27 protein-coding genes are annotated in these 25,867 nt (G+C 71.0%); 16 read left to right on the top strand and 11 right to left on the bottom strand.

The features are described from left to right. Nucleotides 1-53: 53 nt before the first annotated feature. Complete coding sequence (locus tag ACFYV5_RS24825) at nucleotides 54-1,445, bottom strand: metallopeptidase TldD-related protein (RefSeq protein ID WP_389172042.1); 1,392 nt, start codon at nucleotides 1,443-1,445, stop codon at nucleotides 54-56. Next, nucleotides 1,442-2,974, bottom strand: coding sequence for a TldD/PmbA family protein (locus ACFYV5_RS24820; protein WP_355111536.1), 1,533 nt, complete (start codon nucleotides 2,972-2,974; stop codon nucleotides 1,442-1,444). Before ACFYV5_RS24820 ends, ACFYV5_RS24825 begins: the two co-directional genes overlap by 4 nt. Nucleotides 2,975-3,159: 185 nt before the next feature. On the opposite strand from ACFYV5_RS24820, the gene fabG reads away from it, so the two are divergent. The 3 genes from fabG to ACFYV5_RS24805 all read left to right on the top strand — a co-directional run bounded on the left by fabG (nucleotide 3,160) and on the right by ACFYV5_RS24805 (nucleotide 5,225). Next, nucleotides 3,160-3,879: a 3-oxoacyl-[acyl-carrier-protein] reductase gene (gene fabG / locus ACFYV5_RS24815; RefSeq protein ID WP_355111538.1), complete on the top strand. Its 720-nt coding sequence runs from the start codon at nucleotides 3,160-3,162 to the stop codon at nucleotides 3,877-3,879. 5 nt (nucleotides 3,880-3,884) lie between these two features. Continuing rightward, nucleotides 3,885-4,661, top strand: a complete 777-nt coding sequence (gene fabI / locus ACFYV5_RS24810) for an enoyl-ACP reductase FabI (protein ID WP_389172039.1) — start codon at nucleotides 3,885-3,887, stop codon at nucleotides 4,659-4,661. A 168-nt stretch (nucleotides 4,662-4,829) separates the two neighbouring features. Beyond that, entirely contained in the window at nucleotides 4,830-5,225 is a 396-nt protein-coding gene (locus ACFYV5_RS24805) for a hypothetical protein (protein ID WP_389172036.1), read from the top strand. Here ACFYV5_RS24805 and ACFYV5_RS24800 read toward each other — a convergent pair. Further along, complete coding sequence (locus tag ACFYV5_RS24800) at nucleotides 5,179-5,883, bottom strand: FadR/GntR family transcriptional regulator (protein WP_355111543.1); 705 nt, start codon at nucleotides 5,881-5,883, stop codon at nucleotides 5,179-5,181. The two genes, ACFYV5_RS24805 and ACFYV5_RS24800, sit on opposite strands and share 47 nt — an antisense overlap. A 64-nt stretch (nucleotides 5,884-5,947) precedes the next feature. On the opposite strand from ACFYV5_RS24800, the gene ACFYV5_RS24795 reads away from it, so the two are divergent. From ACFYV5_RS24795 to ACFYV5_RS24780, 4 genes are all read left to right on the top strand, one after another. Then, nucleotides 5,948-7,249: a CynX/NimT family MFS transporter gene (locus ACFYV5_RS24795; protein WP_389172033.1), complete on the top strand. Its 1,302-nt coding sequence runs from the start codon at nucleotides 5,948-5,950 to the stop codon at nucleotides 7,247-7,249. Nucleotides 7,250-7,266: 17 nt separating this feature from the next. After that, entirely contained in the window at nucleotides 7,267-7,383 is a 117-nt protein-coding gene (locus ACFYV5_RS24790) for an SGM_5486 family transporter-associated protein (RefSeq protein WP_261992078.1), read from the top strand. A 177-nt stretch (nucleotides 7,384-7,560) separates the two neighbouring features. After that, on the top strand, nucleotides 7,561-7,779 hold the full coding sequence (locus ACFYV5_RS24785) for a hypothetical protein (RefSeq protein ID WP_355111546.1): 219 nt from the start codon (nucleotides 7,561-7,563) through the stop codon (nucleotides 7,777-7,779). Nucleotides 7,780-7,847: 68 nt separating this feature from the next. Next, complete coding sequence (locus ACFYV5_RS24780; RefSeq protein ID WP_355111548.1) at nucleotides 7,848-8,366, top strand: histidine phosphatase family protein; 519 nt, start codon at nucleotides 7,848-7,850, stop codon at nucleotides 8,364-8,366. An 83-nt stretch (nucleotides 8,367-8,449) separates the two neighbouring features. Here ACFYV5_RS24780 and serB read toward each other — a convergent pair whose 3' ends face one another. After that, the gene (gene serB, locus ACFYV5_RS24775; RefSeq protein WP_355111549.1) at nucleotides 8,450-9,664 is read right to left on the bottom strand and encodes a phosphoserine phosphatase SerB; all 1,215 of its coding nucleotides are present in this window, start codon (nucleotides 9,662-9,664) and stop codon (nucleotides 8,450-8,452) included. A gap of 445 nt (nucleotides 9,665-10,109) precedes the next feature. On the opposite strand from serB, the gene ACFYV5_RS24770 reads away from it, so the two are divergent. Beyond that, nucleotides 10,110-12,707: an FHA domain-containing protein gene (locus tag ACFYV5_RS24770; protein WP_389172028.1), complete on the top strand. Its 2,598-nt coding sequence runs from the start codon at nucleotides 10,110-10,112 to the stop codon at nucleotides 12,705-12,707. Between the two features lie 94 nt (nucleotides 12,708-12,801). Here ACFYV5_RS24770 and ACFYV5_RS24765 read toward each other — a convergent pair whose 3' ends face one another. The 3 genes from ACFYV5_RS24765 to ACFYV5_RS24755 form a co-directional block, all read right to left on the bottom strand. After that, nucleotides 12,802-13,551, bottom strand: a complete 750-nt coding sequence (locus ACFYV5_RS24765; RefSeq protein WP_389172024.1) for a transglycosylase SLT domain-containing protein — start codon at nucleotides 13,549-13,551, stop codon at nucleotides 12,802-12,804. 289 nt (nucleotides 13,552-13,840) lie between these two features. Further along, nucleotides 13,841-15,106: an S-adenosylmethionine:tRNA ribosyltransferase-isomerase gene (locus tag ACFYV5_RS24760; protein ID WP_389172021.1), complete on the bottom strand. Its 1,266-nt coding sequence runs from the start codon at nucleotides 15,104-15,106 to the stop codon at nucleotides 13,841-13,843. After that, entirely contained in the window at nucleotides 15,103-15,801 is a 699-nt protein-coding gene (locus ACFYV5_RS24755) for an SDR family NAD(P)-dependent oxidoreductase (RefSeq protein WP_389172018.1), read from the bottom strand. The genes ACFYV5_RS24760 and ACFYV5_RS24755 overlap by 4 nt, the downstream gene beginning before the upstream one ends. A 172-nt stretch (nucleotides 15,802-15,973) precedes the next feature. Here ACFYV5_RS24755 and ACFYV5_RS24750 point away from each other — a divergent pair, with 172 nt between their 5' ends. The 3 genes from ACFYV5_RS24750 (at nucleotide 15,974) to ACFYV5_RS24740 (ending at nucleotide 18,147) form a co-directional block, all read left to right on the top strand. Then, nucleotides 15,974-17,119: a GAF domain-containing protein gene (locus ACFYV5_RS24750; protein ID WP_389172015.1), complete on the top strand. Its 1,146-nt coding sequence runs from the start codon at nucleotides 15,974-15,976 to the stop codon at nucleotides 17,117-17,119. After that, nucleotides 17,112-17,756: a response regulator transcription factor gene (locus tag ACFYV5_RS24745; RefSeq protein WP_355111557.1), complete on the top strand. Its 645-nt coding sequence runs from the start codon at nucleotides 17,112-17,114 to the stop codon at nucleotides 17,754-17,756. The genes ACFYV5_RS24750 and ACFYV5_RS24745 overlap by 8 nt, the downstream gene beginning before the upstream one ends. A gap of 148 nt (nucleotides 17,757-17,904) precedes the next feature. Then, nucleotides 17,905-18,147 (top strand): chaplin, encoded by a 243-nt coding sequence (locus ACFYV5_RS24740; protein ID WP_355111558.1) that lies wholly within the window; start codon nucleotides 17,905-17,907, stop codon nucleotides 18,145-18,147. A gap of 358 nt (nucleotides 18,148-18,505) precedes the next feature. Here ACFYV5_RS24740 and ACFYV5_RS24735 read toward each other — a convergent pair whose 3' ends face one another. Beyond that, entirely contained in the window at nucleotides 18,506-19,291 is a 786-nt protein-coding gene (locus tag ACFYV5_RS24735) for a hypothetical protein (protein WP_355111560.1), read from the bottom strand. A 163-nt stretch (nucleotides 19,292-19,454) separates the two neighbouring features. Here ACFYV5_RS24735 and ACFYV5_RS24730 point away from each other — a divergent pair, with 163 nt between their 5' ends. The 4 genes from ACFYV5_RS24730 to ACFYV5_RS24715 all read left to right on the top strand — a co-directional run bounded on the left by ACFYV5_RS24730 (nucleotide 19,455) and on the right by ACFYV5_RS24715 (nucleotide 22,703). Further along, nucleotides 19,455-20,252 (top strand): ABC transporter ATP-binding protein, encoded by a 798-nt coding sequence (locus tag ACFYV5_RS24730; RefSeq protein ID WP_355111561.1) that lies wholly within the window; start codon nucleotides 19,455-19,457, stop codon nucleotides 20,250-20,252. 95 nt (nucleotides 20,253-20,347) lie between these two features. Then, on the top strand, nucleotides 20,348-20,776 hold the full coding sequence (locus tag ACFYV5_RS24725) for an NfeD family protein (protein ID WP_355111563.1): 429 nt from the start codon (nucleotides 20,348-20,350) through the stop codon (nucleotides 20,774-20,776). 103 nt (nucleotides 20,777-20,879) lie between these two features. Next, entirely contained in the window at nucleotides 20,880-21,839 is a 960-nt protein-coding gene (locus ACFYV5_RS24720; RefSeq protein WP_355111564.1) for an SPFH domain-containing protein, read from the top strand. A 90-nt stretch (nucleotides 21,840-21,929) separates the two neighbouring features. Next, nucleotides 21,930-22,703 carry a sulfite exporter TauE/SafE family protein gene (locus ACFYV5_RS24715; protein ID WP_355111566.1) on the top strand — a complete coding sequence of 258 codons (774 nt, stop codon included), beginning with the start codon at nucleotides 21,930-21,932 and terminating at the stop codon, nucleotides 22,701-22,703. 59 nt (nucleotides 22,704-22,762) lie between these two features. Here the strand turns inward: ACFYV5_RS24715 and ACFYV5_RS24710 are convergent, their stop codons facing one another. The 3 genes from ACFYV5_RS24710 to ACFYV5_RS24700 form a co-directional block, all read right to left on the bottom strand. Continuing rightward, nucleotides 22,763-23,269, bottom strand: a complete 507-nt coding sequence (locus tag ACFYV5_RS24710) for an HNH endonuclease (RefSeq protein WP_355111568.1) — start codon at nucleotides 23,267-23,269, stop codon at nucleotides 22,763-22,765. Between the two features lie 164 nt (nucleotides 23,270-23,433). Then, nucleotides 23,434-23,973, bottom strand: coding sequence for a YbhB/YbcL family Raf kinase inhibitor-like protein (locus ACFYV5_RS24705; RefSeq protein WP_389172007.1), 540 nt, complete (start codon nucleotides 23,971-23,973; stop codon nucleotides 23,434-23,436). A gap of 43 nt (nucleotides 23,974-24,016) precedes the next feature. Further along, nucleotides 24,017-24,799, bottom strand: a complete 783-nt coding sequence (locus ACFYV5_RS24700; protein WP_355111571.1) for a sporulation protein — start codon at nucleotides 24,797-24,799, stop codon at nucleotides 24,017-24,019. 101 nt (nucleotides 24,800-24,900) lie between these two features. On the opposite strand from ACFYV5_RS24700, the gene ACFYV5_RS24695 reads away from it, so the two are divergent. After that, a complete protein-coding gene (locus ACFYV5_RS24695) occupies nucleotides 24,901-25,542 on the top strand; it encodes a DNA-3-methyladenine glycosylase (protein ID WP_355111573.1) in 642 nt (213 codons plus the stop codon). The last annotated feature ends 325 nt before the right edge of the window (nucleotides 25,543-25,867 follow it).

Below are 25,867 nucleotides of genomic sequence, written 5' to 3'. Positions count from 1 at the left end.
ATGTTCGGTCTCCTTGATCGATGGTCGTCGCGCCGTCACTCAGTCTAGGCGGGTCATACACCCTTGCTGACCGAGCTCATGTTGAAGTCCGGCACCCGCAGCGCCGGCATCGCGGCCCTGGTGAACCAGTCGCTCCATTCGCGCGGCAGCGTCTTCTCGGTCCGTCCCGCCTCCGAGGCGCGCGACAGCAGGTCCACCGGCGACTCGTTGAACCGGAAGTTGTTCACCTCGCCGACCACCTCGCCGTTCTCGACGAGGTAGACGCCGTCCCGGGTCAGCCCGGTCAGCAGCAGCGTCGCCGGGTCGACCTCGCGGATGTACCAGAGGCAGGTCAGCAGCAGGCCGCGCTCCGTGGAGGCCACCATCTCCTCCAGCGAACGCTCGCCGCCGCCGTCCAGGACCAGGTTCCCGGCCCCGGGCGCCACGGGCAAGCGAGTAAGCGCCGCGGTGTGCCGGGTCGTGATCAGGTGCTCCAGCTTCCCCTCCCGCACCCAGTCCGTCGCCGCCAGCGGCAGACCGTTGTCGAAGACGGAGGAGTCGTCGCCCGAGGAGTGCGCGATCACGAACGGCGCGGACTCCAGACCCGGCTCGTTCGGGTCGCTGCGCAGGGTCAGCGGCAGCGGGGACAGCGTCTCACCGAGCCGGGTCCCGCCGCCGGGCTTCGAGAAGACGGTGCGGCCCTCCACCGCGTCCCGGGCCGCCGAGGACCACAGCTGGTAGATCAGCAGGTCGGCCACGGCGGTCGGCGGCAGCAGCGTCTCGTACCGGCCGGCCGGCAGCTCGATCCGGCGCTCCGCCCAGCCCAGCCGCCGCGCCAGGTCGGCGTCGAGCGCCGCCGGGTCGACGTCCTTGAAGTCGCGGGTGGAGCGCCCGGCCCAGGCGGAGCGCGAGCGGTCGGGCGACTTGGCGTTGAGCTCCAGGGTGCCGTTCGGCTGGTCGTGCCGCAGCCGCAGCCCCGTCGACGTACCGAGGTAGGTCGAGGTCAGCTCGTGGCTGGCGAAGCCGTACAGCTCGCGGCCGCCGGCCCGGGCCCGGGCGAAGGACTCGCCCAGCGCCGGCGCGAAGTCCGCGAAGACCGCCGAGCTGGTCTCGGCGGGCGCGTCCATGAAGTCGGGGGAGGCGTCGACGCCCTCGACCAGCGGCTGCGCGTCCTCCGCCGGCCCCGCGGCCCGGGCGGCGGCCTCCGCGGCCCGCACCAGCGGCTCCAGGTCGTCGGCGGTCACCGCCGAGCGCGAGACGACACCGGACGCGGTGCCCTGTGCGCCGTCCACGGTGGCGACGACCGTGAGCGTACGGCCGCGGGTGACGCCGTTGGTGGTCAGCGCGTTGCCCGCCCAGCGCAGATTGGCGGAGGACTCCTCGTCCGCGATCACGACACACCCGTCCGCGCGGGACAGCTCCAGGGCCCGCTCGACGATCTCGTACGGCTTGCTGACGCGGCTCATCGACCGGCCTCCTGCGTGGTGTTCAGAATGTTGACGCCCCTGAAGAGGGCGGAGGGGCAGCCGTGGGAGACCGCCGCTACCTGGCCCGGCTGGGCCTTGCCGCAGTTGAACGCGCCACCCAGGACGTACGTCTGCGGGCCGCCGACCTTCTCCATCGAGCCCCAGAAGTCCGTCGTCGTCGCCTGGTACGCGACGTCCCGCAGCTGCCCGGCCAGCTTGCCGTTCTCGATGCGGAAGAACCGCTGCCCGGTGAACTGGAAGTTGTAGCGCTGCATGTCGATCGACCAGGACCGGTCGCCGACCACGTAGATGCCCCGCTCGACACCCCCGATCAGATCCTCCGTGGAGAGCCCGCCCGGGTCCGGCTGGAGCGAGACGTTCGCCATCCGCTGCACCGGAACATGCCCCGGCGAGTCGGCGAAGGCGCAGCCGTTCGACCGGCCCAGGCCCGTGAGCTTCGCGATCCGCCGGTCCAGCTGGTAGCCGACGAGCGTGCCGTCCTTCACCAGGTCCCACGACTGCGCCTCGACGCCCTCGTCGTCGTACCCGACGGTCGCGAGCCCGTGTTCGGCGGTGCGGTCACCGGTCACGTTCATGATCGACGAGCCGTACGCCAGCTTCCCCAGCTGGTCGAAGGTGGCGAAGGAGGTCCCGGCGTACGCCGCCTCGTACCCCAGCGCCCGGTCCAGCTCGGTGGCGTGGCCGATCGACTCGTGGATCGTCAGCCAGAGGTTCGACGGGTCGACGACCAGGTCGTACGTCCCCGCCTCCACGCTCGGCGCCCGCATCTTCTCGGCGAGCAGCCCGGGGATCTGCTCCAGCTCCGCGTCCCAGTCCCAGCCGGTGCCGGTCAGATACTCCCAGCCGCGCCCGACCGGCGGCGCGATCGTCCGCATCGAGTCGAACTCGCCGGTCGTCTCGTCCACGGCGACCGCGGTGAGCTGCGGGTGCAGCCGGACCCGCTGCTGGGTGGTGACGGTGCCGGCGGTGTCCGCGTAGAACTTGTTCTCCTGGACGGTCATCAGCGAGGCGTCCACATGCGCCACGCCCTCCGCCCGCAGCAGCCGCTCGCTCCACTCGGCGAGCAGCGCGCTCTTCTCGGCGCCGGGGACGTCGAAGGGGTTGATCTCGTACGAGGAGATCCAGGTCCTCTCCGCGTGCACCGGCTCGTCGGCCAGTTCCACCCTCTCGTCCGACCCCGCCGCCGCGATCACCTTCGCGGAGAGCTTGGCCATGGCGACCGCCTGCGAGGCGACGCGCGCGGCCCCGTCCATGGTCAGATCGACCCCGGAGGCGAACCCCCAGGCCCCGCCGTGCACCACCCGCACCGCGTACCCGAGGTCCGTGGTGTCCGAGGAGCCCGAGGGCTTGGCGTCGCGCAGCCGCCAGGAGGCGCTGCGCACCCGCTCCAGACGGAAGTCGGCATGGTCGGAGCCGAGCGCACGCGCGCGTGCGAGCGCGGCATCGGCGAGCGCCCGCAGCGGCAGCGCCGTGAAGGCTTCGTCGAGTGAATGAGACCCAGAGGGCACAGTCGTCTCCTGTCGTGTGAGACCGGTCGCCCCCGATCATGTCGCGCTTTGGGCCGCCACGCCCAGAGCTTTATGTAGGGACCCGACAGTGACATCCGTACGCCACTGTCAGGGGTCGATTCCTCGCGGAAGGGGCCGGACCGATAGGTTTTCGGTATCCAGACCGCTATCGAAAGGGTGATCCGTTGAGCCGCTCGGTTCTCGTCACCGGAGGCAACCGGGGCATCGGCCTCGCCATCGCCCGCGCGTTCGCCGAAGCCGGCGACAAGGTCGCGATCACGTACCGCTCCGGTGAGCCGCCGGCCGCCCTGACCGATCTCGGCTGCCTCGCCGTCAGGTGCGACATCACCGACGCCGAGCAGGTGGAGCAGGCGTACAAGGAGATCGAGGAGAAGCACGGTCCGGTGGAGGTGCTGGTGGCCAACGCCGGCGTCACCAAGGACCAGCTGCTCATGCGGATGTCGGAGGAGGACTTCACCTCCGTACTCGACACCAACCTCACCGGCACCTTCCGGGTCGTCAAGCGCGCCAACCGCGGGATGCTGCGGGCCAAGAAGGGCCGCGTGGTCCTGATCTCCTCGGTCGTCGGACTCCTCGGCTCGGCCGGGCAGGCGAACTACGCCGCGTCCAAGGCCGGCCTGGTCGGCTTCGCCCGGTCCCTCGCCCGTGAGCTCGGCTCGCGCAACATCACGTTCAATGTCGTCGCGCCCGGGTTTGTCGACACCGACATGACCAAGGTGCTCACCGAGGAGCAGCGCAAGGGCATCGTGTCCCAGGTGCCGCTCGGCCGCTACGCGCAGCCCGAGGAGATCGCCGCCACGGTGAGGTTCCTCGCCTCCGACGACGCCTCGTACATCACTGGAGCCGTCATCCCGGTTGACGGCGGATTGGGCATGGGTCACTGATCACCATGAGCGGAATTCTCGAGGGCAAGCGCATCCTGATCACCGGTGTGCTGATGGAGTCCTCCATCGCCTTCCACGCCGCCAAGCTGGCCCAGGAGCAGGGCGCGGAGATCATCCTCACCGCCTGGCCCCGGCCGACGCTGACCGAGCGCATCGCCAAGAAGCTGCCCCAGCCCGACAAGGTGAAGGTCCTGGAGCTCGACGTCTCCAACGACGAGCACCTCGCCCGTCTGGAGGGACAGGTCCGCGAGCACCTCGGCGACCGCCTGGACGGCGTCGTGCACTCCATCGGCTTCGCGCCGCAGGACGCGCTCGGCGGCAACTTCCTGAACACGCCGTTCGAGTCCGTGGCCACCGCCATGCACGTCTCGGCCTTCTCCCTGAAGTCCCTGACGATGGCGGTCCTGCCGCTGATGAGCGAGGGCGGTTCGGTCGTCGGCCTCACCTTCGACGCGCAGTTCGCCTGGCCGCAGTACGACTGGATGGGCCCGACCAAGGCCGCCCTGGAGGCCACCAGCCGCTACATGGCCCGTGACCTGGGCAAGCAGAACATCCGCTGCAACCTGGTCTCGGCCGGCCCGCTGGGCTCGATGGCCGCGAAGTCCATCCCGGGCTTCGGCGAGCTGGCGAGCGTCTGGGACAGCCGTTCCCCGCTGGAGTGGGACCTGTCCGACCCGGAGCCGGCGGGCCGCGCCATCGTCGCGCTGCTCTCCGACTGGTTCCCGAAGACGACGGGCGAGATCGTCCACGTCGACGGCGGCCTGCACGCGATCGGCGCGTAACCGGTCGGCGCCTGAGCGCTTGTACGAAGGCCGGGTGGCCCCTCCGCGGAGGGGCCACCCGGCCTTCGTCGTACCCGCGCCCGCTCCCCGAGTCGAAAAGTCGGGCGAACCACCTCACACTGGATCGGAGCGTGACATTCCAGCTACTGACGGGGAGGAGGTAGGGACATGCGCGCGCCGCACCGCAGGGCCGCCGCACTGGCCTCGGCCGCCGCACTCCTCGCCGGGCTCGCCGTCGCCGCCGAGGTGCGCGCGGCTCCCCCTCCCGCCGAGGACCCGCCGCCCGCCGTGGCCCAGGAGCCCGAGGACTTCGGGGCCTCCTGCCGCACGGTCGTCGAGGGCTCCCGGGTCACCGCGTACTGCCACAACCCCTATCCCCGCACCGACCGCGTCCGGCTGCACGTCGAGTGCGACCGGTGGTGGGACGTGGACACCGACAGCGCCCCCGTAGAGGTGGGTCCGACGGTCTACGCCCAGATCGGCGGCCGCTGCTGGAAGGAAGTCCGTTCCGCCTGGCTCACGCACGAGCCGGCGGAGCCGGCTCCGCCGGCCCCAGGTTCCTGAGGCACATGAAGGGATACCCGGCCGCCTCGGCCGCCGCCGTGTCCGCGTCGCCGGCCCGGATCGCCTCCACCAGGCGCGCGTGGTCCATGTGGTGCTCGGGCCGCAGCTCCTGGCCCACGTCGTCGCGCAGCCACTGCCGCAGGACGTCCCCGAGGTCGGCGTAGAGCTCGGTCAGCACGTCGTTGTGCGAGGCGACCACCACCGCGTGGTGGAACACGGCGTCCGCCGTCACGAACCGCTCGGCGTCACCGGACCGCCACGCCTCCTCGCGCCCGGCCAGCAGCGCGTCGAGCTGCTTCAGGTCGCGCTCCGTGCGCCGCCGCGCCGCGAGCCGCGCGGCCGAGGATTCCAGCGTCGAGCGCACCTCGGCGATGTGTCGCGGGTCGGACCCGGCGAACCGCCGGTGCATGACGCCGGCGAGCTCGCTGGTCGCGACGACGTAGGTGCCCGAGCCCTGCCGGATGTCGAGCAGCCCGTTGTGCGCGAGCGCGCGGACCGCCTCGCGCACGGTGTTGCGGGCCACGCCCAACTGCTCGACCAGTTCCGGTTCGGTCGGGATCCGCGACCCGACCGGCCACTCGCCGGAGGTGATCTGGTTCCGCAGCTCGGTGATCACCTGATCGGAGAGCCCGGAACGCCGGGGAGAGCCGAGCGCCATGGTGCACCTTCCATTTCGTTCCGGATTGGACAATCAATCATCCCATGATTCTATGATGGCCCTCATGCATGACGAGCCGCAGACCCTCGAGACCGCCGCATCCCCGGCCCGTACGGCCCAGCCGGCCGCCGCCGTGGGGGACTCCTCCGCACCGGCCCGGTCCGCCCCCTGGATCATCCGGATCGTCCTCGTCGGACTCGTTCTCGCCGCGCTCAACCTCCGCCCCGCCATCACCAGCCTCGGCGCCCTCCTCGAGGAGGTCCGCGACGGGCTTCACATGAGCGGCAGCGTCGCCGGCGTCCTGACCTCCGTGCCGCCGCTCTGCTTCGCGGTCTTCGGCATCACGGCGCCCCGTCTCGCCCGCCGCTTCGGCCCCGCCGCCGTCGTCTGCGCCGGCATGGCCGCGATCTTCGCGGGCCTCGCCGTCCGCCCCTTCGCCTCGGGCACCGCGGGCTTCCTCGCCGCCAGCGCCCTCGCCCTCATGGGCATCGCCGTCAGCAACGTCCTCATGCCCGTCATCGTCAAGCGGTACTTCCCCGACCGCGTCGGCTCCGTGACCGGCCTGTACTCCATGGCGCTCGCCCTCGGCACCTCCCTGGCGGCCGCCGCGACCGTGCCCATGACCGACGCCCTCGGCGGCAGCTGGCGCACCGGCCTCGGCGTCTGGGCGATCCTCGCCGCCCTCGCCGTCGTGCCCTGGATCCCGCTGCTGCGCGACCGCGGTACGGGTCCGGCCACCGGCGCCGCCGACGTCCCGGCCCAGGCGACGGCCCCCTCCGCCGCCCCGCTCCGGATCACCCGCAGCCGTACCGCCTGGGCCCTCGGCGTCTTCTTCGGCCTCCAGGCCACGGGCGCGTACATCACGATGGGCTGGATGCCACAGATCTTCCGCGACGCCGGCGTCCCCGCCGGTACGGCCGGTGTGCTGCTCGCCGTCACCATGGTGATGGGCGTACCGCTCGCCTTCGTCATCCCGCGCCTCGCGACCCGGCTGACGAACCAGGGGCCGATCGCCGTCGCCCTGGCCCTGTGCGGCCTGGCCGGGTACACCGGCCTGTACCTCGCGCCGGCCTCCGGCGCCTGGGCCTGGGCCCTGCTCCTCGGCGTGTCCAACTGCTCCTTCCCGCTCGCCCTCACCATGATCGGGATGCGCTCGCGCAGCAGCGCCGGCGTCGTCCGGCTCTCCGCCTTCGCGCAGAGCGTCGGCTACCTCATCTCCATCCCGGGCCCGCTCCTGGTGGGCGTCCTCTATCAGCACAGCGGCGGCTGGGGCCTGCCCATCGCCCTGATGGCCGGGCTCATGGTCCCGCAGATGATCGTCGGTACGCTCGCCGGAAGGGACCGGACGGTCGAGGACGAATGCTGAGATGCGAGACTGTCCGCATGCCAGTGCTCGACCCGAACCCCCAGAACGGCCAGAAGAAGCTCCTGCTCGTGCTCGGCGCGATGCTCGGGATCTCGGTCGTCATCGCCGTCATCGCCACGATCGCCTCACCCTGACCCGACCCTGATCCGCCTCGCACCGCCCTCGCGGTGGGGTCAACCCCCCGTCCCCTAGGGGGCGAGTCTCAGGGGGAAGTGGGTGGATCACCGGATGGGCCCGGCGGACCGCTCTTTCGTAGCGTGGAGACATCGCGGCAGGCACCGCCGCGGAAGTCCCGACCCACGGAGGCGGCCATGGCGGCCCGTACGCACACCCGGCCCCTGTCCCCGTCCCCGTCTCCGTCCGCCGGTGGCGTCGACACGCGGCTTCCCTGGTGGGCGCTCGCCCTGCCGGTGGCCGCGTTCGTCGCCCTCCTCCTGCTCATAGCGGGGCCCGGCGGGGCCCACGCGGCCGGAGGCCAGGCGTCGGTCGGGCATCTCCTGGAGCAGATCCAGCAGACGCTGCCCCACTGACCCACGGCCCCGCCCCACTGACCCAACACCCTGCGCCCGGTGGCCCGTTTCATGCGAAGCTGGAGCCCATGAGCGTCGATACACCCCGCAGGATTGTGCTGCTCCGGCATGCCAAGGCCGACTGGCCCCAGGTGTCCGACCACGAGCGACCGCTCGCCGAGCGAGGGCGCACCGACGCCCCCGTGGCCGGCCGCCGTCTCGCCGACACCGGAATCTCCTTCGACCTGGCCCTCTGCTCGTCCGCCGTCAGAACCCGCGAGACCTGGAAGCTGGCCGTGGCGGAGCTGCCGCACCGGCCCAGGACCGTCTACGAGGAGCGGCTGTACGAGGCCACTCTCGGCGAACTGATCGCCCTGCTGAACGAGGTCTCCGACGACGTCGAGAACCTTCTCGTCATCGGCCACAACCCCGGGATGCACGCCCTCGCCGACGCCCTTTCGGGTTCGGCCGACGGCGACGCGCTGACCCGGATGAACCGAGCCGGCTTCCCGACCGCCGCGTTCGCCGTCGTCGGCTTCGACGGCTCCTGGAAGTCCGTCGAGCACGGTGTGGGCAAGCTGCTCGACTACTGGGCCCCGCACAGCTGATCCGTTCCGGTACGACGAAGGGCCCGGTCACCGTGCGGCGACCGGGCCCTTCGCCGTACGAGCGGGGTTACGGCGCGCTGCGCTCAGTGCAGCAGCTCCTCGTCGCCGTCCGCCGCCTCGACCTCCTCGCGGGTGATCCCCAGCAGGTAGAGGACGGTGTCGAGGAAGGGGACGTTGACGGCGGTGTGGGCGGCCTTGCGCACCACCGGCTTGGCGTTGAAGGCCACACCGAGACCGGCCGCGTTCAGCATGTCCAGGTCGTTGGCGCCGTCGCCGATCGCCACGGTCTGGGAGAGCGGCACCCCGGCCTCCGCCGCGAACCGGCGCAGCAGCCGCGCCTTGCCCGCCCGGTCGACGATCTCACCGGTGACCCGGCCGGTCAGCTTGCCGTCCACGATCTCCAGGGTGTTGGCGGAGGCGAAGTCGAGCCCCAGCCTCTCCTTGAGATCGTCCGTGACCTGCGTGAACCCGCCGGAGACCACACCGACCTGGTAGCCGAGCCGCTTGAGCGTACGGATGAGGGTGCGGGCCCCCGGGGTGAGCCGTACCTCGGCACGTACCTTGTCCACCACCGAGGCGTCGAGCCCGGCCAGCAGCTCCACGCGCGCGTGGAGGGACTGCTCGAAGTCCAGCTCGCCGCGCATCGCCGCCGCCGTGACCTCGGCGACCTTGTCCTCGCAGCCCGCGTGCGCCGCGAAGAGCTCGATCACCTCGTCCTGGATCAGCGTCGAGTCGACGTCCATGACGACCAGCCGCTGCGCGCGGCGGTGCAGCCCCGCCGAGACGACGGCCACGTCCACACCGATGTCGTGCGCCTGGGTGGCCAGGGCGGTCCGCAGCGGCTCGGTCTCACAGCCCGAGACGGCGAACTCGACCGCCGTCACGGGGTACTTCGCGAGGCGGAAGATGCGGTCGATGTTGCCGCCCTGCTCGGCGATCCTGGCCGTTATGGCGGCGGTCTGCTCGGCGGTCAGCGGGTGACCGAGCACGGTGACGTGCGAGCGGCCACTGCCGCGGGGACGGTTGTCGCCGGTGCCGGAGATGATCTCCGCCTGGAGCTTCAGCGACTCGGCCCAGCTGTGGACGGTCGCCCGCAGCTCGCCCTGGGAGGCGACGGTCGGCTCGGTGACGAGCGCGCACAGGACGAGGCGGCCGCGGGACACGACCTGCTCGATGTCCACGACGTCGACGGAGTAGGCGGCGAGGGTGTCGAAGAGCCCGGCGGTGATCCCGGGACGGTCCTTCCCGAAGATCTTGACGAGAAGGGTGGGAACGTCTGAGGTCTGCGATGCGCTCATGGTGGTTCCACCGTATCGGGCACTGGGTGCCACCAGTCCCCCCGTCCCGCGTACCGGACACCTGGCTGGTCGCCCTCCTGCCACGGTAGCCCCCCGCGGACGTACCCGCCCGGCGCCCGGCTCGCCCGGCGATCGAGGCCAGAATCACATCGATCGGTACCGGCCGACGGCCATCGCCTTCCGCGCCCACCAGAACCCCACGGTTCGTGGAGAGTTGTCCGATTCACTCATGATCGTACGCACTCGTGGGTGCTTACCCCGCCCCGGTCGTTTCCTCCTCGCGTCAACGGCCCGCGCGGGGGCACTCCGAGGGTGGCCGAAGCGTGCCTCTGCGGGGTCTTCACACCGCCCGACTTTCCCCGTACGGGCAGGGCCTGAAATAGTTCCCCCCGGATGTTCGCCATCCCTGGACTCCCTGTGACGGGGGTACATCGGGGGACAAGTAGTGGGGCATGGAGTGCCAGAACTCGTACTGGAATTGAACGGAAGGACCTGGACTCTCGATCCGTCCAGGTCGTACACCCTGGGACGTGATCCGCAGGGCGACCTCGTGATCGACGACGCCAGGGTCTCGTGGCGACACGCCACCATCAGCTGGGGCGGCCGGAGTTGGGTCATCGAGGACCACGGCTCGACCAACGGCACCTTCCTGCAGGGGCAGCGGATCCAGCAGGTGGAGATCGGCCCGGGCTCGGCCGTCCACCTCGGCAACGCGACCGACGGCCCGCGGCTGAATCTCGCCGCCGGCGCCCCGGCCCAGCAGCAGGCAGCGGCCCAGGCGCCGCACGCGGCGCAGGCAGCCCACGCCGCCCCGAACGCCCAGCAAGCCGCCGCGCAGGCCGACTGGGCCACCCACCAGGCCCCGCCGCCGCACCAGGCGCCCCAGCACCAGGCCTGGCAGCAGCAGCCGGCGCAGGCCCAGGGACACGGTCAACCGCAGTTCCCGCACCAGCAGGGCGGCCCTGCCGAGCAGTTGGCGCAGAAGGCGCCCGGCCAGGGTGGCGGCGTCGCGGGGGCACCGCCGGTCTACGGCGACCGCAGCCCGACCACGTTCCACCAGCTGGCCCTCGGTCACGTCATGCGCATCGGTCGTGCGCTCGAGAACGAGCTGGTCGTCTCCGACCTCCAGGTCTCGCGCCACCACGCCGAGTTCCACGCCACGCCCGACGGCCGCTTCGAGATCCGTGACCTCGGCTCGCACAACGGCACGTACGTCAACGGTCAGCCGATCGCCAAGGGCGGCTCCGTCCTCATCGGCCCCAACGACATCGTCGGTGTCGGTCACTCGACCTTCCGGATGGTCGGCGGCCAGCTCGAGGAGTTCGTCGACACCGGTGAGGTCTCCTTCTCGGCCCGCCACCTCACGGTCACCGTGGACGGCGGCAAGCAGATCCTGAAGGACGTCTCCTTCGGCGTCCCCGAGAAGTCGCTGATCGGCGTCATCGGCCCGTCCGGCTCCGGCAAGTCGACCCTGCTCAAGGCGCTGACCGGCTACCGCCCGGCCAACGAGGGCGATGTCCTCTACGACAACCGGAGCCTCTACAAGCAGTTCGCCGAGCTGCGCCAGCGCATCGGACTGGTCCCGCAGGACGACATCCTGCACAAGGAGCTGACCGTCCAGAAGGCGCTCCGCTACGCGGCCAAGCTCCGCTTCCCCGGCGACACCGCCCCGGCCGAGCGCGAGGCCCGTATCGACGAGGTGCTGCGCGAGCTCAAGCTGGACATCCACAAGGAGAAGAAGGTCACCTCCCTCTCCGGTGGCCAGCGCAAGCGCGTCTCCGTCGCCCTGGAGCTCCTCACCAAGCCGTCGCTGATCTTCCTGGACGAGCCGACCTCCGGCCTCGACCCGGGCATGGACCGCGACGTCATGCAGCTGCTGCGCGGCCTCGCCGACGACGGCCGCACGGTCCTCGTCGTCACCCACTCGGTGGCGGAGCTGGGCCTGTGCGACAAGCTCCTCGTCATGGCGCCCGGCGGCTCGGTGGCCTACTTCGGTCCGCCGGAGGAGGCGCTGAACTTCTTCGGCTACAGCACCTGGGCCGATGTCTTCTCCGCCTTCGAGAACTACCGCGACTACGACTGGGCGGGCCGCTGGAAGGGCTCGCAGCACTACCAGATGTACGCCGCGGACATCGACGCCGTCGCCGCGCAGCCGGTCCACATGCCGCAGCAGGCGATGGCCAGGCAGCCCAAGCCGCAGGGCTGGGGCTCCCAGCTGTGGACCCTGATCCGCCGCTACTCCTCGGTCATCGCCTCCGACAAGGGCTTCATGGGCCTGATGGTGATCCTGCCGGCCGTCCTCGGCCTGGTCTCGGTCGTCATCCCGGCCGACTTCGGCCTCGCCGCGCCCAAGCCGCCGTCCCGCTTCAACGGCGACGCCGGCACGATCATGCTGATCCTCGCGGTCGGCATGTGCTTCTCGGGCGCCGCCAACTCCGTACGAGAACTGATCAAGGAACGGGTCATCTACGAACGGGAGCGGGCCACCGGCCTGTCCCGCTCGGCGTACCTGATGTCCAAGGTCATCGTCCTCGGCGTGATCACCGCCATCCAGGGCGTCATCATCTGCGGCATCGGCTTCGCCACCCGCGAGCTGCCCGCCGAGGGTCTGGTCATGCCGCCGGCCGTCGAGCTCTGCGTCACGATCATCGCGCTGGGCTTCACCTCGATGATGTTCGGCCTGGTCATCTCCTCGCTGGTGAAGACCGCCGAGAAGACGATGCCGCTGCTCGTGATGTTCGCGATCGTCCAGGTCGTCTTCACCGGCATCCTCTTCCAGGTGTACGGATCGCCCGGCCTGGAGCAGTTCGCCTGGCTGATGCCTTCCCGCTGGGCCATCGCCGCCGCGGGCTCGACGCTCGACCTCGCGCACCTGATGCCGCCGTGGGACCACAAGGACCCGACCAACCTGGACCCGCTGTGGGACCACACCGTCGGCCAGTGGGGCTTCAACCTCACGGTCCTGCTGCTCATCGGCGTCGCCTGCGGCGTCGCGGTGGCGCGCCTGCTGCGCCGCCACGAGCCCGAGGTCATGCGGAAGTGATCGCGGTCCGGAAGTGATCGCGGTCCGGACGCGCCGAAGGGCGGCACCCCAGCACGGGTGCCGCCCTTTCGGCGTGTCTGCTGCTCAGCGTCCGTCAGTAGGCGCTGTTGACGTTGTCCATGGAGCCGTAGCGGTCGGCGGCGTAGTTGCAGGCCGCGACGATGTTGGCGACCGGGTCGTACTGGTCGAACTTGGTGCCCGGCACGTGGTAGGTCTTGAAGGTCGGGTAGATGACCTGGAGCAGACCCTTCGACGGGACGCCGTTGATCGCGTTGATGTCCCAGTTGTTGATGGCCCGGGGGTTACCGCTGGACTCCCGCATGATGTTGCGGTGGATGCCCTCGTAGGTGCCCGGGATGTTGTGCTTCTTCATGATGTCCAGCGACTCGCGGATCCAGCCGTCGAGGTTGTTCGCGTAGACCGGCTTGCGGGCGGCGGCGCGGCTCGCGGCCGCCTTCGCGTCGGCACGCTTCTTCGCGTCGGCCTTGGCCTTGGCCTCGGCCTTCGCCTTGGCGTCAGCCTTGGCCTTCGCGTCGGCCTTCGCCTTCGCGGCGGCCTGGGCGGCGGCCTTGGCCTTGGCCTCGGCCTCCTGCTTGGCCTTCAGGCCGATACTCGTGTGCTGGTCGGTGAGACTGGCGTGCAGGGCCTTGGCCTGCGCGCTGTCCGCGTTGTAGCCCCAGGCCACCTGCTGCGTGTTCGCCAGCGCCTGCGGCTCGGTCTGGGTGGCGGCGTTGGCCGGCACGAGGGTGAAGCCGAGGGCCGCGGCGCCGATAAGGGCGACACCGGCGATGGAAGCCTTGTGGGTCTTGTTCAGACGACTGTGACCAGAAGTGTTCGCAGACATGCAGGACTACCTCTTCGAATAGCAGGGGGTCGCTCAGGCCGGGCGGCGCTGCGCCCTTTCGGCGGCGACGGCTGCAATTCTTAGCGGCAGCAAAATGCTGTGGCAAAGGTGTGACGTACGACCCCAGGTAGTGGATCAGGGGCCCGTGCACGAGGCACGGACACCCGCCCGTGACCCGCTCACACCGTCCTCATCTGCCTTTTATCCCTCCACTAGGGAGATTCGTAAGTGACGTGGGTCCTATGCGCGGGCTCACATCGGGCACGTAACAGACTCACCGCGAGTTGCGTCAGCAATGCGTACGGTGAGGGGCCTCATCCGGCAGGATGAGGTGGACGTCCCCGAACTCGTGCCAGAGGTAGAGCTCGCGTACCGCTTCCGTATAGGCACGGTGCAGGGCAGGCCCCCCGGCGACCGCCTCCAGCATCAGCAGATGCGAGGCCTCCGGCTCGTGCAGCCCGGTCAGCAGCCCGTCGACGACCCGCACCCCACGGGCCGGGGTGACGACCAGATCGGTCCACCCCGAGGCCGCCCGGACCACCCCCGCCGCGTCCGCTGCCCCCGCCCCCGCGCCAGCCCCTGCCGCGTCCGCCTCCGGCCGGCGCGGCACGGCCGCCGACTCGAGGGCCCGGACGGCCGTCGTCCCCACGGCGATCACCCTGCCCCCGCCCGCCTTCACCGCGTTCACCAGCCATGCCGTCGACGCCGGGACCTCGAAGCGCTCCGGATACGGAGGCTCGTGGGCCTCCGTCGACGCCACCCCCGTATGAAGGGTGAGCGGAGCGAACTGCACACCCCGCCTCACCAGCTCCGCCACGAGCCCCGCCGTGAAGGGCCGGCCCGCGCTCGGCATCTCCGCCGACCCCGAGCCGTCGGGGGAGGACAGCGCGAACACCGTCTGATACGCGGCCAGCGGCTGGTCCCGCTCCGTGTACCCGTATCGGATCGGCCGCCCGTACCGCGCGAGCAGCGCCGGTACGGACGTGTCCACCCGCGCCCACCACAGCCGGGCCGCCCCGGGCCCCCGGGGCGCGGAGAGGGGCTCCTCCAGCACCAGACGCGCCCGGCCCGGCAGCCGGACCACCGCTCCCTCCGGGCCGCCGGGCCGCGGCCGGGTGCTCCCGGCCCCGTCCGGCTCCCGCAGCTCCACCGCCCACCGGCCGTCGTCCCCACGCGTCGAGAAGTGCACGACGACCGCCTCCCCGCCGGCCTCCGGACCCAGCCGCCCGGTCACCGCAGCGGCGAGCGTCGTACTCGTGTTCACGACGAGCACGTCCCCGGCCCGCAGCTGCCCCGGCAGCTCCCGGAACGCGTGGTGCGACACCTCCGTCCCGCGCGACACCATCAGCCGCACGTCGTCCCGCCCGCGACCCGGCCCGCGCTGTTCGGCCGGCACCCTCGCCGACAGCTCCTCGGGCACCCCTACGTCCACCGACACCCCCACCGGACCCCTCCTGCCGACGCCGTCCCGGCACCGCTCGACCCCGACCTCGACCTCGACCCCGACCTCGCCCCTGACCCCGGCCCCAGGCCGCCGGGAGGTCGCCGCACTCATCGGACCGCCTCCATCAGCTCCGCGGCCGCGTACCGGCCGCTCACCGGCCTACGGTCGAGCAGCGCGAGGAACCCCGGCACCACCGACACCGGCTCCGGCCGCGGATCGTCGTCCTCCGGGACGGCCGCCGCGTACAGATCCGTCGCCATGTCACCCGGATCCACCGCCCACACCCGCAGCCCCGGCTCCTCCACCGCCAGAACCGCCGCCAGCTGGTCGAGCGCCGCCTTCGACGCCCCGTAACCGCCCCACGTCTCGTACGCCCCGACCGCCGCGTCCGAACTCACCGCCACGACCGCCCCCGCCCCGCTCTCCCTGAGCAGCGGCAGTCCTTCCTGTACGAGACCCAGGGCAGCCACCACGTTCGTCTCGAGCGCCGTCCGCAGACCGTCCAGCGGCAGCGTGGCCAGCCGCACCAGCGGCTCGGCGCCCAGCGCGCTCGCGTTGCTCACCAGCAGATCGAGCCCACCGAGCTCCCCCGCGGCCGCCACCAGCTCCCGACGGTGCGCCGCGTCCGTCACGTCCCCGGGCAGCGCCACCACCCGTGCGCCACGCGCGCGTGCCGCCTCCGCACTCTCCTCGAGCACCTTCGCCGTCCGGGCGTCGAGCACCAGATCCCATCCCCGCCCGGCCAGCGCGCCCGCCAGCGCCCGGCCAAGGCCCTTCGACGCCCCCGTGATGATCGCAACCGGCATGACACCCATCCCCTTCTCCTGACGATGGATCCACCCTCCGGCCGCGGCCCGTACCGCCGCCTCGTCCGCGGGCCCCGACCGCACAAGGCACTTCGACCTAGTCCCGCGGTCCCAGGAGACGGCCGTCCACAGGCGGATACGCACCGTCACGGGGCACCGGTACGGTGAATTCATGAGCCACCGACCCAGCTCAGGCCTGGCCGCCGTGAGCACCGCGCTCCTGGCGATGAGCCGCCACCTGGAGGTGCGCGACGTCCTCAAGACGATCGTGGCCTCCGCCCGTGAGCTCCTCGACGCCGAGTACGCGGCCCTGGGAGTCCCCGACGACCACGGCGGCTTCGCCCAGTTCGTCGTCGACGGCGTCAGCGAGGAACAATGGCGGGCCATCGGGCCGCTGCCCCGCCAGCACGGCATCCTCGCGGCCATGCTCCACAAGGCGGAGCCCGAGCGGCTCGCGGACGTCCGCAAGGATCCCCGCTTCGAGGGCTGGCCCGCGGCCCACCCGGAGATGTCCGACTTCCTCGGCCTGCCCATCCAGGACGGCGAGGAGACCATCGGCGCCCTCTTCCTCGCCAACAAGCGGTGCCCCAAGCGGGACGGCGGCTGCGGTTTCACCGCCGAGGACGAGGAGCTGCTGTCGATCCTGGCCCAGCACGCCGCCATCGCCCTGACCAACGCCCGGCTCTACGAGCGGAGCCGCGAGCTCACCATCGCCGAGGAGCGCTCGCGCCTCGCCCACGAGCTGCACGACGCCGTCAGCCAGAAGCTCTTCTCGCTCCGGCTCACCGCTCAGGCCGCGGCCGCCCTCGTCGACCGGGACCCGGCCCGCGCCAAGGGCGAACTCCAGCAGGTCGCCGCCCTCGCCGCCGAGGCCGCGGACGAGCTGCGCGCCGCCGTCGTGGAGCTGCGGCCGGCCGCGCTCGACGAGGACGGACTCGTCCACACCCTCCGTACGCAGGTGCAGGTCCTGGACCGGGCCCACAGCGCCCGGGTCACATTCGAGAGCTCCGCCATGCGCGCGCTGCCCGCCGCCCAGGAGGAGGCCGTGCTCCGGGTCGCCCAGGAGGCCCTGCACAACGCCCTGCGGCACGCGGAGCCGAAGCACGTCTCCGTCTCCCTGGTCCGCAGCGGCCAGGGCGCGCTGCTGACCGTCACCGACGACGGCAAGGGGTTTGACCCCCGTACGGTCCGCAGGGCGGGCCGGCACCTCGGCCTCGTCTCCATGCGGGACCGGGCCGGCGGGGTCGGCGGCACACTCACCGTGACATCGGCACCGGGCCGAGGCACCACGATCGAGATGGAGGTCCCCGGTGGCTGACAAGGTCATCCGCGTCCTGCTGGTCGACGACCACCAGGTGGTCCGCCGTGGCCTGCGGACCTTCCTGGAGGTCCAGGACGACATAGAGGTCGTCGGCGAGGCGGCCGACGGCGCCGAGGGCATCGCACGCGCCGAGGAGCTGCGGCCCGACGTCGTCCTGATGGACGTCAAGATGCCCGGCATGGACGGCATCGAGGCGCTGCGGAAGCTGCGCGAGCTGGCCAACCCGGCGAAGGTTCTGATCGTCACGAGCTTCACCGAGCAGCGCACGGTCGTGCCCGCCCTGCGCGCGGGCGCCTCGGGTTACGTCTACAAGGACGTGGACCCGGACGCCCTGGCCGGCGCCATCCGCTCCGTCCACGCCGGGCACGTGCTGCTCCAGCCGGAGGTGGCCGGGGCGCTGCTCTCCCAGGAGGAGGGCCAGGGCGGCACCGGCCGCGGCTCGACGCTCACCGAACGCGAACGCGAGGTGCTCGGCCTGATCGCGGACGGCCGGTCCAACCGGGAGATCGCCCGGGCGCTGGTCCTCTCGGAGAAGACGGTCAAGACGCACGTCTCGAACATCCTGATGAAGCTCGACCTGGCGGACCGGACACAGGCGGCGCTCTGGGCGGTGCGGCACGGTCTGACCACGTGAAACGTGTGAGGCGGAGGAGGCACCTCCGTTCCCATCTTCATACTGTCGGGTGGATGTCCCCCGTTTGGCGCAACCCGGCGAGGGTGGCGGCGTTCTTCAGGGCGTGCTGCGGCGGCCGGCCGCGGCGAATACCAGGAGGAACCTGAAAGTGAAGAACCTCAAGAAGGCCGCTGCCCTCACCATGGTCGCCGGTGGCATCGTCGCCGCCGGTGCGGGTGTCGCCTCCGCCCACGGCGCGGACGCGCACGGCAAGGCCGTCGGTTCGCCGGGCGTCGGGTCCGGCAACCTGGTGCAGGCTCCGGTGCACGTTCCCGTGAACGTCTCCGGCAACACGGTCAACGTGATCGGCCTGCTCAACCCGGCCTTCGCGAACGGCGCCGTCAACCACTGACGCCCCCACGAGACGAGCCCGGCCCCTGGACGATCCCCCGGGGGCCGGGCTTCTCCCTTTCCCGCCGCGCGCCGCTCACACCCCTGGGCGTCACTTCGGTCCGCTGCGCCGGACTCCGTCCGTCGGAGTGGCGCCGCTGCTGGGCGTCAGCGCTCGCGTTCCTTCTCCTCCACGTACGCGTTGTACGCCGCCACCTGCGCCCGCCTGGCCACCCGCTCCACCGGCCGCAACGCACTCCCTCGCGCCGCCGGCCTCTCCTTCCTGACGCGTCGCTCGCACCGCTCGGCGCCGGGGCGCCTCACGGGCTTCGGTCCGCTGCGCCGGACTCCGTCCGTCGGAGTGGCGCCGCTGCTGGGCGTCAGCGCTCGCGTTCCTTCTCCTCCACGTACGCGTTGTACGCCGCCACCTGCGCCCGCCTGGCCACCCGCTCCACCGGCCGCAACGCACTCCCTCGCGCCGCCATCTCCGAGGCGCTGACCGCGCCGCCGTGGCCGTGGTCGTAGGCGAGGTCGACCAGCAGACCCACCCGCTGGGCCAGCTCCAACACCCGTACCGCACGTGGCGGATAGCCCGGGGCCAGTACCTCGCGGCCCACCTCCGCCCGCGCCCGGTACGCCTCGCGGGCCGCGTCCGCCACCGGACCCGACGCCGCGACGTCCAGCCTCGTCAGCACGGCCGTCGCCTCGCGCAGCGCCTCCGCCAGCTCCCGCTCCGCCTCCCCGAGCGACGGCACGTCCGCGGGCGGCGCCTCCCGCACGGTCAGGCAGTGCCAGACCACCTCCACGTGCACATCACCCGGCGGACCCACCTCCGTGACCTCCGGCACCAGACCGTACGGAGCGCCGAACCCAACCACCGCCTCCTCCGCCTCCAGCGCCCGCGCGTTGAAGTCCGGCGGCCCGCTCAGCCCCAGCGGATGCCCCGGCGCCGGCAGCGCCACCCGCCACCCGGACACCCCGAGCCGCCGCAGCCGGCCGAGCGCCAGGGTCAGGCCGACCTGCCCCGCCTCGCCCGGCAGCCCCTCGACGCGGTGCACCGCGTCGTCCCCGACGATGGCCAGCGCCGCGTCGTCCGGCGATACCGATCCGGCCGACAGGGCATTGCCCCAAGCGGCCAGGCGTCCTGAGCGTGGTTCCGAAAGCATGCCCCCAGCCTAGGGACTCCCCGCACCCGAGCGGGGAACCACCGGACTAAGGGCACACCTAAGGACCGGCCCGCTCCGGCAGTGGCGTAGGTTTTCCCTGGACGCCGCGCCCACAGGCGCACGGCGACGACTCGACTCGACCGCAAGGGGAGACAACGCGCTCATGAGCGATGTACTGGAGCTGGTGGACGTATCCGTGGTCCGCGACGGACGGGCTCTGGTGGACGATGTCTCGTGGTCGGTCAAGGAGGGTGAGCGCTGGGTCATCCTCGGCCCCAACGGCGCCGGCAAGACCACGCTCCTCAACATCGCCTCCAGCTACCTCTTCCCCTCCGCCGGCACCGCCCGGGTCCTCGGAGAGCAGCTCGGCGGCGTCGGCACGGACGTCTTCGACCTCCGCCCCCGCATCGGCATGGCCGGCATCGCCATGGCGGAGAAGCTCCCCAAGAAGCAGACCGTCCTGCAGACCGTCCTCACCGCCGCGTACGGCATGACCGCCACCTGGCACGAGAACTACGACGAGGTCGACGAGCAGCGCGCCCGCGCCTTCCTCGACCGCCTCGGCATGACCGAGTACCTGGACCGCAGGTTCGGCACCCTCTCCGAGGGCGAGCGCAAGCGCACCCTGATCGCCCGCGCCATGATGACCGACCCCGAACTCCTCCTCCTCGACGAGCCCGCCGCCGGACTCGACCTCGGCGGCCGCGAGGACCTCGTCCGCCGCCTCGGCCGCCTCGCCCGCGACCCGTACGCGCCCTCCATGATCATGGTCACCCACCATGTCGAGGAGATCGCCCCCGGCTTCACCCACGTCCTGATGATCCGCCAGGGCAAGGTACTCGCGGCCGGCCCGATGGAGACCGAGCTGACCTCCCGCAACCTCTCCCTCTGCTTCGGCCTGCCGCTCCTCGTCGAGCACGTCGGCGACCGCTACACCGCACAGGGCCTCCCGCTCAAGTAGCCGCAGGCGTACGGAAACCGGGAACACCGGGCGTCGTTTCTCCGCACAGAGCCGCGCCCTGTCCCCGACCCACCCCACCGCCCTACCATGACCATGTGGACATCGACGCATGGGTCTGGTGGCTGATTGGCGCGGTAGGACTGGGCATTCCCCTGGTTCTGACCGCGATGCCCGAATTTGGCATGTTCTCCGTCGGTGCGATCGCCGGAGCCGTGACCGCAGGTCTCGGCTTCGGCATCGTCGCGCAGGTGGTCGTCTTCGCCGTCGTCTCGGTCGCACTCCTCGCGGTGGTACGCCCCATCGCTGCCCGCCACCGCAACGGCCCACCCCAGCACGCCAGCGGCATCGACGCCCTGAGGGGCCGTCAAGCCGTCGTCCTGGAACGGGTCGACGGCAACGGCGGCCGCATCAAGCTCGCCGGCGAGATCTGGTCCGCCCGTACGCTCGACTCCGGACAGTCCTTCGAACCGGGCGACCAGGTCGACGTCGTCGAGATCGACGGGGCGACCGCCGTGGTCATGTGACCGAACCCCCCGAACCCCCCACACGACGGCGTGCCGTCTGGGAAACTCGATCATCGAAATCAACCCGGCAGTCAACCGGTAGCGAAGGGCACGGGGAAACACGATGTCAGCAGTCATCATCGTCCTGATCATTCTGGTGGTGCTTGTCTTCATCGCCCTGATCAAGACGATCCAGGTCATTCCGCAGGCGAGCGCCGCCATCGTGGAGCGCTTCGGCCGCTACACCCGCACGCTCAACGCCGGCCTGAACATCGTCGTCCCCTTCATCGACTCCATCCGCAACCGGATCGACCTCCGCGAACAGGTCGTCCCGTTCCCGCCCCAGCCGGTGATCACCCAGGACAACCTGGTCGTCAACATCGACACCGTCATCTACTACCAGGTGACCGACGCCCGGGCCGCGACCTACGAAGTCGCCAGCTACATCCAGGCGATCGAGCAGCTCACCGTCACCACCCTGCGCAACATCATCGGCGGCATGGACCTGGAGCGGACCCTCACCTCCCGCGAGGAGATCAACGCGGCCCTGCGCGGCGTCCTCGACGAGGCCACCGGCAAGTGGGGCATCCGCGTCAACCGCGTCGAGCTCAAGGCGATCGAGCCGCCGACCTCCATCCAGGACTCGATGGAGAAGCAGATGCGCGCCGACCGCGACAAGCGCGCCGCGATCCTCACCGCCGAGGGCATCCGCCAGTCCGCGATCCTCACCGCCGAGGGCGAGAAGCAGTCCGCGATCCTCCGCGCCGAGGGTGAGGCCAAGGCCGCCGCCCTGCGCGCCGAGGGCGAGGCCCAGGCCGTCCGTACGGTCTTCGAGGCCATCCACGCCGGAGACCCGGACCAGAAGCTCCTCTCGTACCAGTACCTCCAGATGCTCCCGAAGATCGCCGAGGGCGACGCCAACAAGCTCTGGATCGTGCCCAGCGAGATCGGCGACGCCCTCAAGGGCCTCTCCGGCGCCTTCGGCAACCTCGGCAACGGCGCCCCCGGCTTCAACACCGGTGCGGTGCCCGGCAGCCGTACGGGCAACGAGACCGAGCGCCGCGAAGCGCCCCCGGTCGACTGACACGTACACGTAGTCGTGCATGATCGGTGCGAGCCCCTCGACCCCGACGGACGTCAGGGCGGGGAGGCGAGCCACTGATCCTGTAAGGAGATGGCGTTGTCCATCTGGGAAGTCCTGGCGGTCTTCGCGGCCGGCGTCGGAGCCGGCACCATCAACACCATCGTCGGATCGGGAACGCTGATCACGTTCCCCGTCCTCCTCCTCACCGGACTGCCCCCGGTGACGGCCACCGTCTCCAACGCCCTCGGCCTCATCCCCGGCTCCATCAGCGGAGCCATCGGCTACCGCCAGGAACTCAAGGGCCAGCGCCGCCGCATCCTGCGCCTCGGCACCGTCGCCGCGATCGGCGGACTCGGCGGAGCCGTCCTGCTGTTGATGCTCCCGGCCCGGGCGTTCGAGACCATCGTCCCCGTCCTCGTCGCCCTCGCGCTGGTCCTGGTCATCCTCCAGCCCCGGCTCTCGAAGGCCGTACAGGCCCGCCGCGAACGCAGCGGCCACCACGGAGACCCGGACGGCGGACCGCTCCTGCTGACCGGACTGCTCCTCGCCAGCGTCTACGGCGGCTACTTCACCGCCGCCCAGGGGATCATCTACCTCTCCCTCATGGGCATGCTCCTCGCCGACACCCTCCAGCGCCTGAACGCGGTCAAGAACGTCCTCGCCGCGATCGTCAACAGCATCGCCGCGCTCTTCTTCCTCTTCGTCGCCGACTTCGACTGGACCGCCGTCCTGCTCATCGCCGTCGGCTCGGCGATCGGCGGCCAGATCGGCGCCAAGGTCGGCCGGCGCCTCCCGCCACCCGTCCTGCGCGGCTTCATCGTGGCCGTCGGCACCGTCGCCATCGTGCAACTGCTGCTCCGCTGAACGACGAGGGCCCGCCCCCCGAACAGGAAGCGGGCCCTCACCCGTACACAAACCCGTTATCACGCCGCCGAGTTGGCCAGCCACTCCGGCAGCTCCGACCGCTCACCGGCCCGCATCGCCAGCAGCATCGCGTCCGCCGGCGACGGCACGAACGGCTCGTGCAGCAGCGGCATCCCCGCCTGCTCCGGCGTACGGTCCGCCTTGCGGTGATTGTCCTCGGCACAGGACGCCACCGTGTTCAGCCAGCTGTCCCCGCCACCCTGCGCCCGCGGCACCACATGGTCCACGGTCGTCGCGCGCCTCCCGCAGTACGCGCACCGGTGCTGGTCCCGGACCAGCACACCCCGCCTCGACCACGGGGCCTGTCTTCGGAACGGCACCCGTACGTAGCGGCAGAGTCTGATCACCCGGGGGACCGGAATGTCCACGGCGGCGGCACGCATGCGAAGATCGGGATGCTCCTGCTCGACGACGGCCTTGTCCTGCAGGACAAGCACCACCGCACGGTTGAGTGTGACCGTCGACAGCGGCTCGAAGCTCGCGTTCAGTACCAGCGTGTCCCGCATTGGTGCCCACCTCCCGTGTGCCGGCCCAGCCCCGTGGCAGGGCTCCGGGCTGGGATCAACTCTGGCCGGGCGCGCCGGGTTGGACAACGCAATATCGTGCGCAACGAAAGATGCCCGCTTCTGATCTCTCCAAGACCAGAAGCGGGCAAACAACAAACGAACGCTCAGCTGTCCGCGGGAACCTCGTACTCGCCGATCAGCTGGGCGCGCCCCAGCGCGTGGAAGCGCAGGTGGAAACCGACGGCCGCGGGCGAGGCGTCGGCGTCCGGACCCAGCTTCTCCCGGTCCACGGCGTACACCGTGAACACATAGCGGTGCGGACCGTCCCCGGCCGGGGGAGCGGCACCGCCGAAGTCCCGGGACCCGTAGTCGTTCCGCACATGCACGGCACCCGCCGGCAGCCCCTCGAACGACCCCGAGCCCGCGCCCGCCGGCAGTTCCGTCACCGACGCCGGGATGTCGAACAGCACCCAGTGCCAGAACCCGCTGCCCGTCGGCGCGTCAGGGTCGAAGCAGGTGACGGCGAAGCTCTTCGTCTCCGCGGGGAAACCCTCCCAGCTCAGCTGGGGCGAGGTGTTCCCCGCCGCGTACACCTGCGCGTCCTTCAGCACACCGTCCGGCACGATGTCGTCGCTCACCACGGTGAACGCCGGCACCGGCGGATGGAAGTCGTGAGGGAGCGGTGCCCTCTTCCCCTCGGCCACGTCCGTACCTCCGTATCGCTGCCTTGCTGTACGAGGCCCGAGCCTAGAGCCAGTTGCGCTTGCCACCGACGTCGGCGAGCCACTGGTTGAGGTAAGCCGCCCAGTCGGTCGTGTGGAAGTCGCTCAGCCCCACCTTGAACGCGCGGAACGAGTCGCTGCCCTCGCCGAACAGACCCGGCTTCTTGTCCATCTCCAGGACGACGTCCATCTCACGGTCGTCCGCGATGAAGCTGATCTCGACCTGGTTCAGACCGCGGTACTGCTGCGGCGGGAAGAACTCGATCTCCTGGTAGAACGGCAGCTTCTGCCGGGTCCCCCGGATGTGCCCACGCTCCATGTCCGCGTTCTTGAAGCGGAAGCCCAGCTGGATGAAGGCGTCCAGGATCGCCTGCTGCGCCGGCAGCGGGTGGACCTTGATCGGGTCCAGGTCGCCGGAGTCCACCGCACGCGCGATCTCCAGCTCGGTGGTCACACCGATGTTCATACCGTGCAGCTGCTGGCCCGCGATGACGGTGACCGGCGTCTCCCACGGAATCTCGAGCCCGAACGGTACGACGTGCACCGCACCGGCCTGCACCGTGAAGGCACCGCCGAGCCGGACCTTCAGGAACTCGATGTCCTGCTTCGTCTCCTGGTCCGCCCCCTCGACCTCGACCCGGGCCTGCAGTCCTACGGACAGCCCCTCGATCTGCTGGTCGACCGAACCGCCCTGGATCCGCACCTCACCCTGGACGACGCCGCCCGGGACGACGTTCTCCTCGGTGAGCACCGTCTCCACGGACGCGCCGCCGGCACCCAGGCTCGCGAGCAGCTTCTTGAACCCCATGAACACTCCCTCTTGTTCCAGCTTGGTCTCGACCCCTACATACGCGCGACGACCGTAGCCGGTTCCCCCACTTCCAGGGGCTCCCACTACGCTCGGACGCCATGAGCGAGAGCCCCGACCGTACGCCGCTCCCGCGGGCCTTCTTCGACCGCCCCGTCCTGGAGGTCGCGCCCGACCTGCTCGGCCGCACCCTTGTGCGGACATCGAAGAAGGGCCGCATCGAACTCCGCCTCACGGAGGTGGAGGCGTACGCCGGCGCGATCGACCCCGGCTCCCACGCCTTCCGCGGCCGTACCGCCCGCAACGCCGTCATGTTCGGCCCGCCCGGACACGCGTACGTCTACTTCACCTACGGCATGTGGCACTGCCTCAACCTGGTGTGCGGCCCGGAGGGGCACGCGAGCGGGGTCCTGCTGCGCGCGGGCGAGATCCTGGTGGGCGCGGAACAGGCCCGTGCCCGTCGACTCTCGGCCCGGTACGACAGAGAACTGGCCAAAGGCCCGGCCCGCCTGGCCACAGCCCTCGACGTCACCCTCTCCATGAACGGCACCGACACATGCGGGGACGGGGACGCCCCGCTGTCCCTCCTTACGGGCACCCCACCCCCGCCCGACCAGGTACGCAACGGTCCGCGCACGGGCGTGGGCGGCGAGGGGGCTCCGCACCCCTGGCGCTTCTGGATCGACGCCGACCCGACGGTGAGCCCGTACCGCGCGCATGTGCCCCGCAAGAGGACCTCTTGACCGGACTTGACTCGCGTGCTGCGGGTGCCTAATGTAGTCCGAGCCGCAGGAACCGGGCAGTGCTTGCTCAAGCGCCCCCGGAGCGGCCATCCACTACCTACAACGAACCCCAAAGGGTACGGATCTTCGGCATGCCGGGAATCCGAACCGAATGGCTCGATTATGAGTCGCCGGGGAATTCGGCTAAAGTAGTGAACACGCCGGAAGGGCCCGGAGCGAAAGCAAAGGGACCGGAAAGCACCGAGGAAATCGGATCGGAAAGATCTGATAGAGTCGGAAACGCAAGACCGAAGGGAAAAGCCCGGAGGAAAGCCCGAGAGGGTGA

The organism is Streptomyces sp. NPDC003035 (genome assembly GCF_042888285.1).
In the GTDB taxonomy this organism is placed as follows: domain Bacteria; phylum Actinomycetota; class Actinomycetes; order Streptomycetales; family Streptomycetaceae; genus Streptomyces.
Note: the sequence above shows the minus strand (reverse complement) of the source record. Positions and strands in the feature narration are given on the sequence as shown.

What these genes read in the sequence shown, in the direction of transcription:
- ACFYV5_RS24825 (WP_389172042.1), bottom strand. Translation starts at nt 1,445, where the DNA reads ATGAGCCGCGTCAGCAAGCCGTACGAGATCGTCGAGCGGGCCCTGGAG.
- fabI (WP_389172039.1), top strand. Translation starts at nt 3,885, where the DNA reads ATGAGCGGAATTCTCGAGGGCAAGCGCATCCTGATCACCGGTGTGCTG.
- ACFYV5_RS24805 (WP_389172036.1), top strand. Translation starts at nt 4,830, where the DNA reads ATGCGCGCGCCGCACCGCAGGGCCGCCGCACTGGCCTCGGCCGCCGCA.
- ACFYV5_RS24800 (WP_355111543.1), bottom strand. Translation starts at nt 5,883, where the DNA reads ATGGCGCTCGGCTCTCCCCGGCGTTCCGGGCTCTCCGATCAGGTGATC.
- ACFYV5_RS24795 (WP_389172033.1), top strand. Translation starts at nt 5,948, where the DNA reads ATGCATGACGAGCCGCAGACCCTCGAGACCGCCGCATCCCCGGCCCGT.
- ACFYV5_RS24790 (WP_261992078.1), top strand. Translation starts at nt 7,267, where the DNA reads ATGCCAGTGCTCGACCCGAACCCCCAGAACGGCCAGAAGAAGCTCCTG.
- ACFYV5_RS24785 (WP_355111546.1), top strand. Translation starts at nt 7,561, where the DNA reads ATGGCGGCCCGTACGCACACCCGGCCCCTGTCCCCGTCCCCGTCTCCG.
- ACFYV5_RS24780 (WP_355111548.1), top strand. Translation starts at nt 7,848, where the DNA reads ATGAGCGTCGATACACCCCGCAGGATTGTGCTGCTCCGGCATGCCAAG.
- serB (WP_355111549.1), bottom strand. Translation starts at nt 9,664, where the DNA reads ATGAGCGCATCGCAGACCTCAGACGTTCCCACCCTTCTCGTCAAGATC.
- ACFYV5_RS24765 (WP_389172024.1), bottom strand. Translation starts at nt 13,551, where the DNA reads ATGTCTGCGAACACTTCTGGTCACAGTCGTCTGAACAAGACCCACAAG.
- ACFYV5_RS24760 (WP_389172021.1), bottom strand. Translation starts at nt 15,106, where the DNA reads ATGAGTGCGGCGACCTCCCGGCGGCCTGGGGCCGGGGTCAGGGGCGAG.
- ACFYV5_RS24755 (WP_389172018.1), bottom strand. Translation starts at nt 15,801, where the DNA reads ATGCCGGTTGCGATCATCACGGGGGCGTCGAAGGGCCTTGGCCGGGCG.
- ACFYV5_RS24750 (WP_389172015.1), top strand. Translation starts at nt 15,974, where the DNA reads ATGAGCCACCGACCCAGCTCAGGCCTGGCCGCCGTGAGCACCGCGCTC.
- ACFYV5_RS24735 (WP_355111560.1), bottom strand. Translation starts at nt 19,291, where the DNA reads ATGCTTTCGGAACCACGCTCAGGACGCCTGGCCGCTTGGGGCAATGCC.
- ACFYV5_RS24730 (WP_355111561.1), top strand. Translation starts at nt 19,455, where the DNA reads ATGAGCGATGTACTGGAGCTGGTGGACGTATCCGTGGTCCGCGACGGA.
- ACFYV5_RS24720 (WP_355111564.1), top strand. Translation starts at nt 20,880, where the DNA reads ATGTCAGCAGTCATCATCGTCCTGATCATTCTGGTGGTGCTTGTCTTC.
- ACFYV5_RS24715 (WP_355111566.1), top strand. Translation starts at nt 21,930, where the DNA reads ATGGCGTTGTCCATCTGGGAAGTCCTGGCGGTCTTCGCGGCCGGCGTC.
- ACFYV5_RS24710 (WP_355111568.1), bottom strand. Translation starts at nt 23,269, where the DNA reads ATGCGGGACACGCTGGTACTGAACGCGAGCTTCGAGCCGCTGTCGACG.
- ACFYV5_RS24700 (WP_355111571.1), bottom strand. Translation starts at nt 24,799, where the DNA reads ATGGGGTTCAAGAAGCTGCTCGCGAGCCTGGGTGCCGGCGGCGCGTCC.
- ACFYV5_RS24695 (WP_355111573.1), top strand. Translation starts at nt 24,901, where the DNA reads ATGAGCGAGAGCCCCGACCGTACGCCGCTCCCGCGGGCCTTCTTCGAC.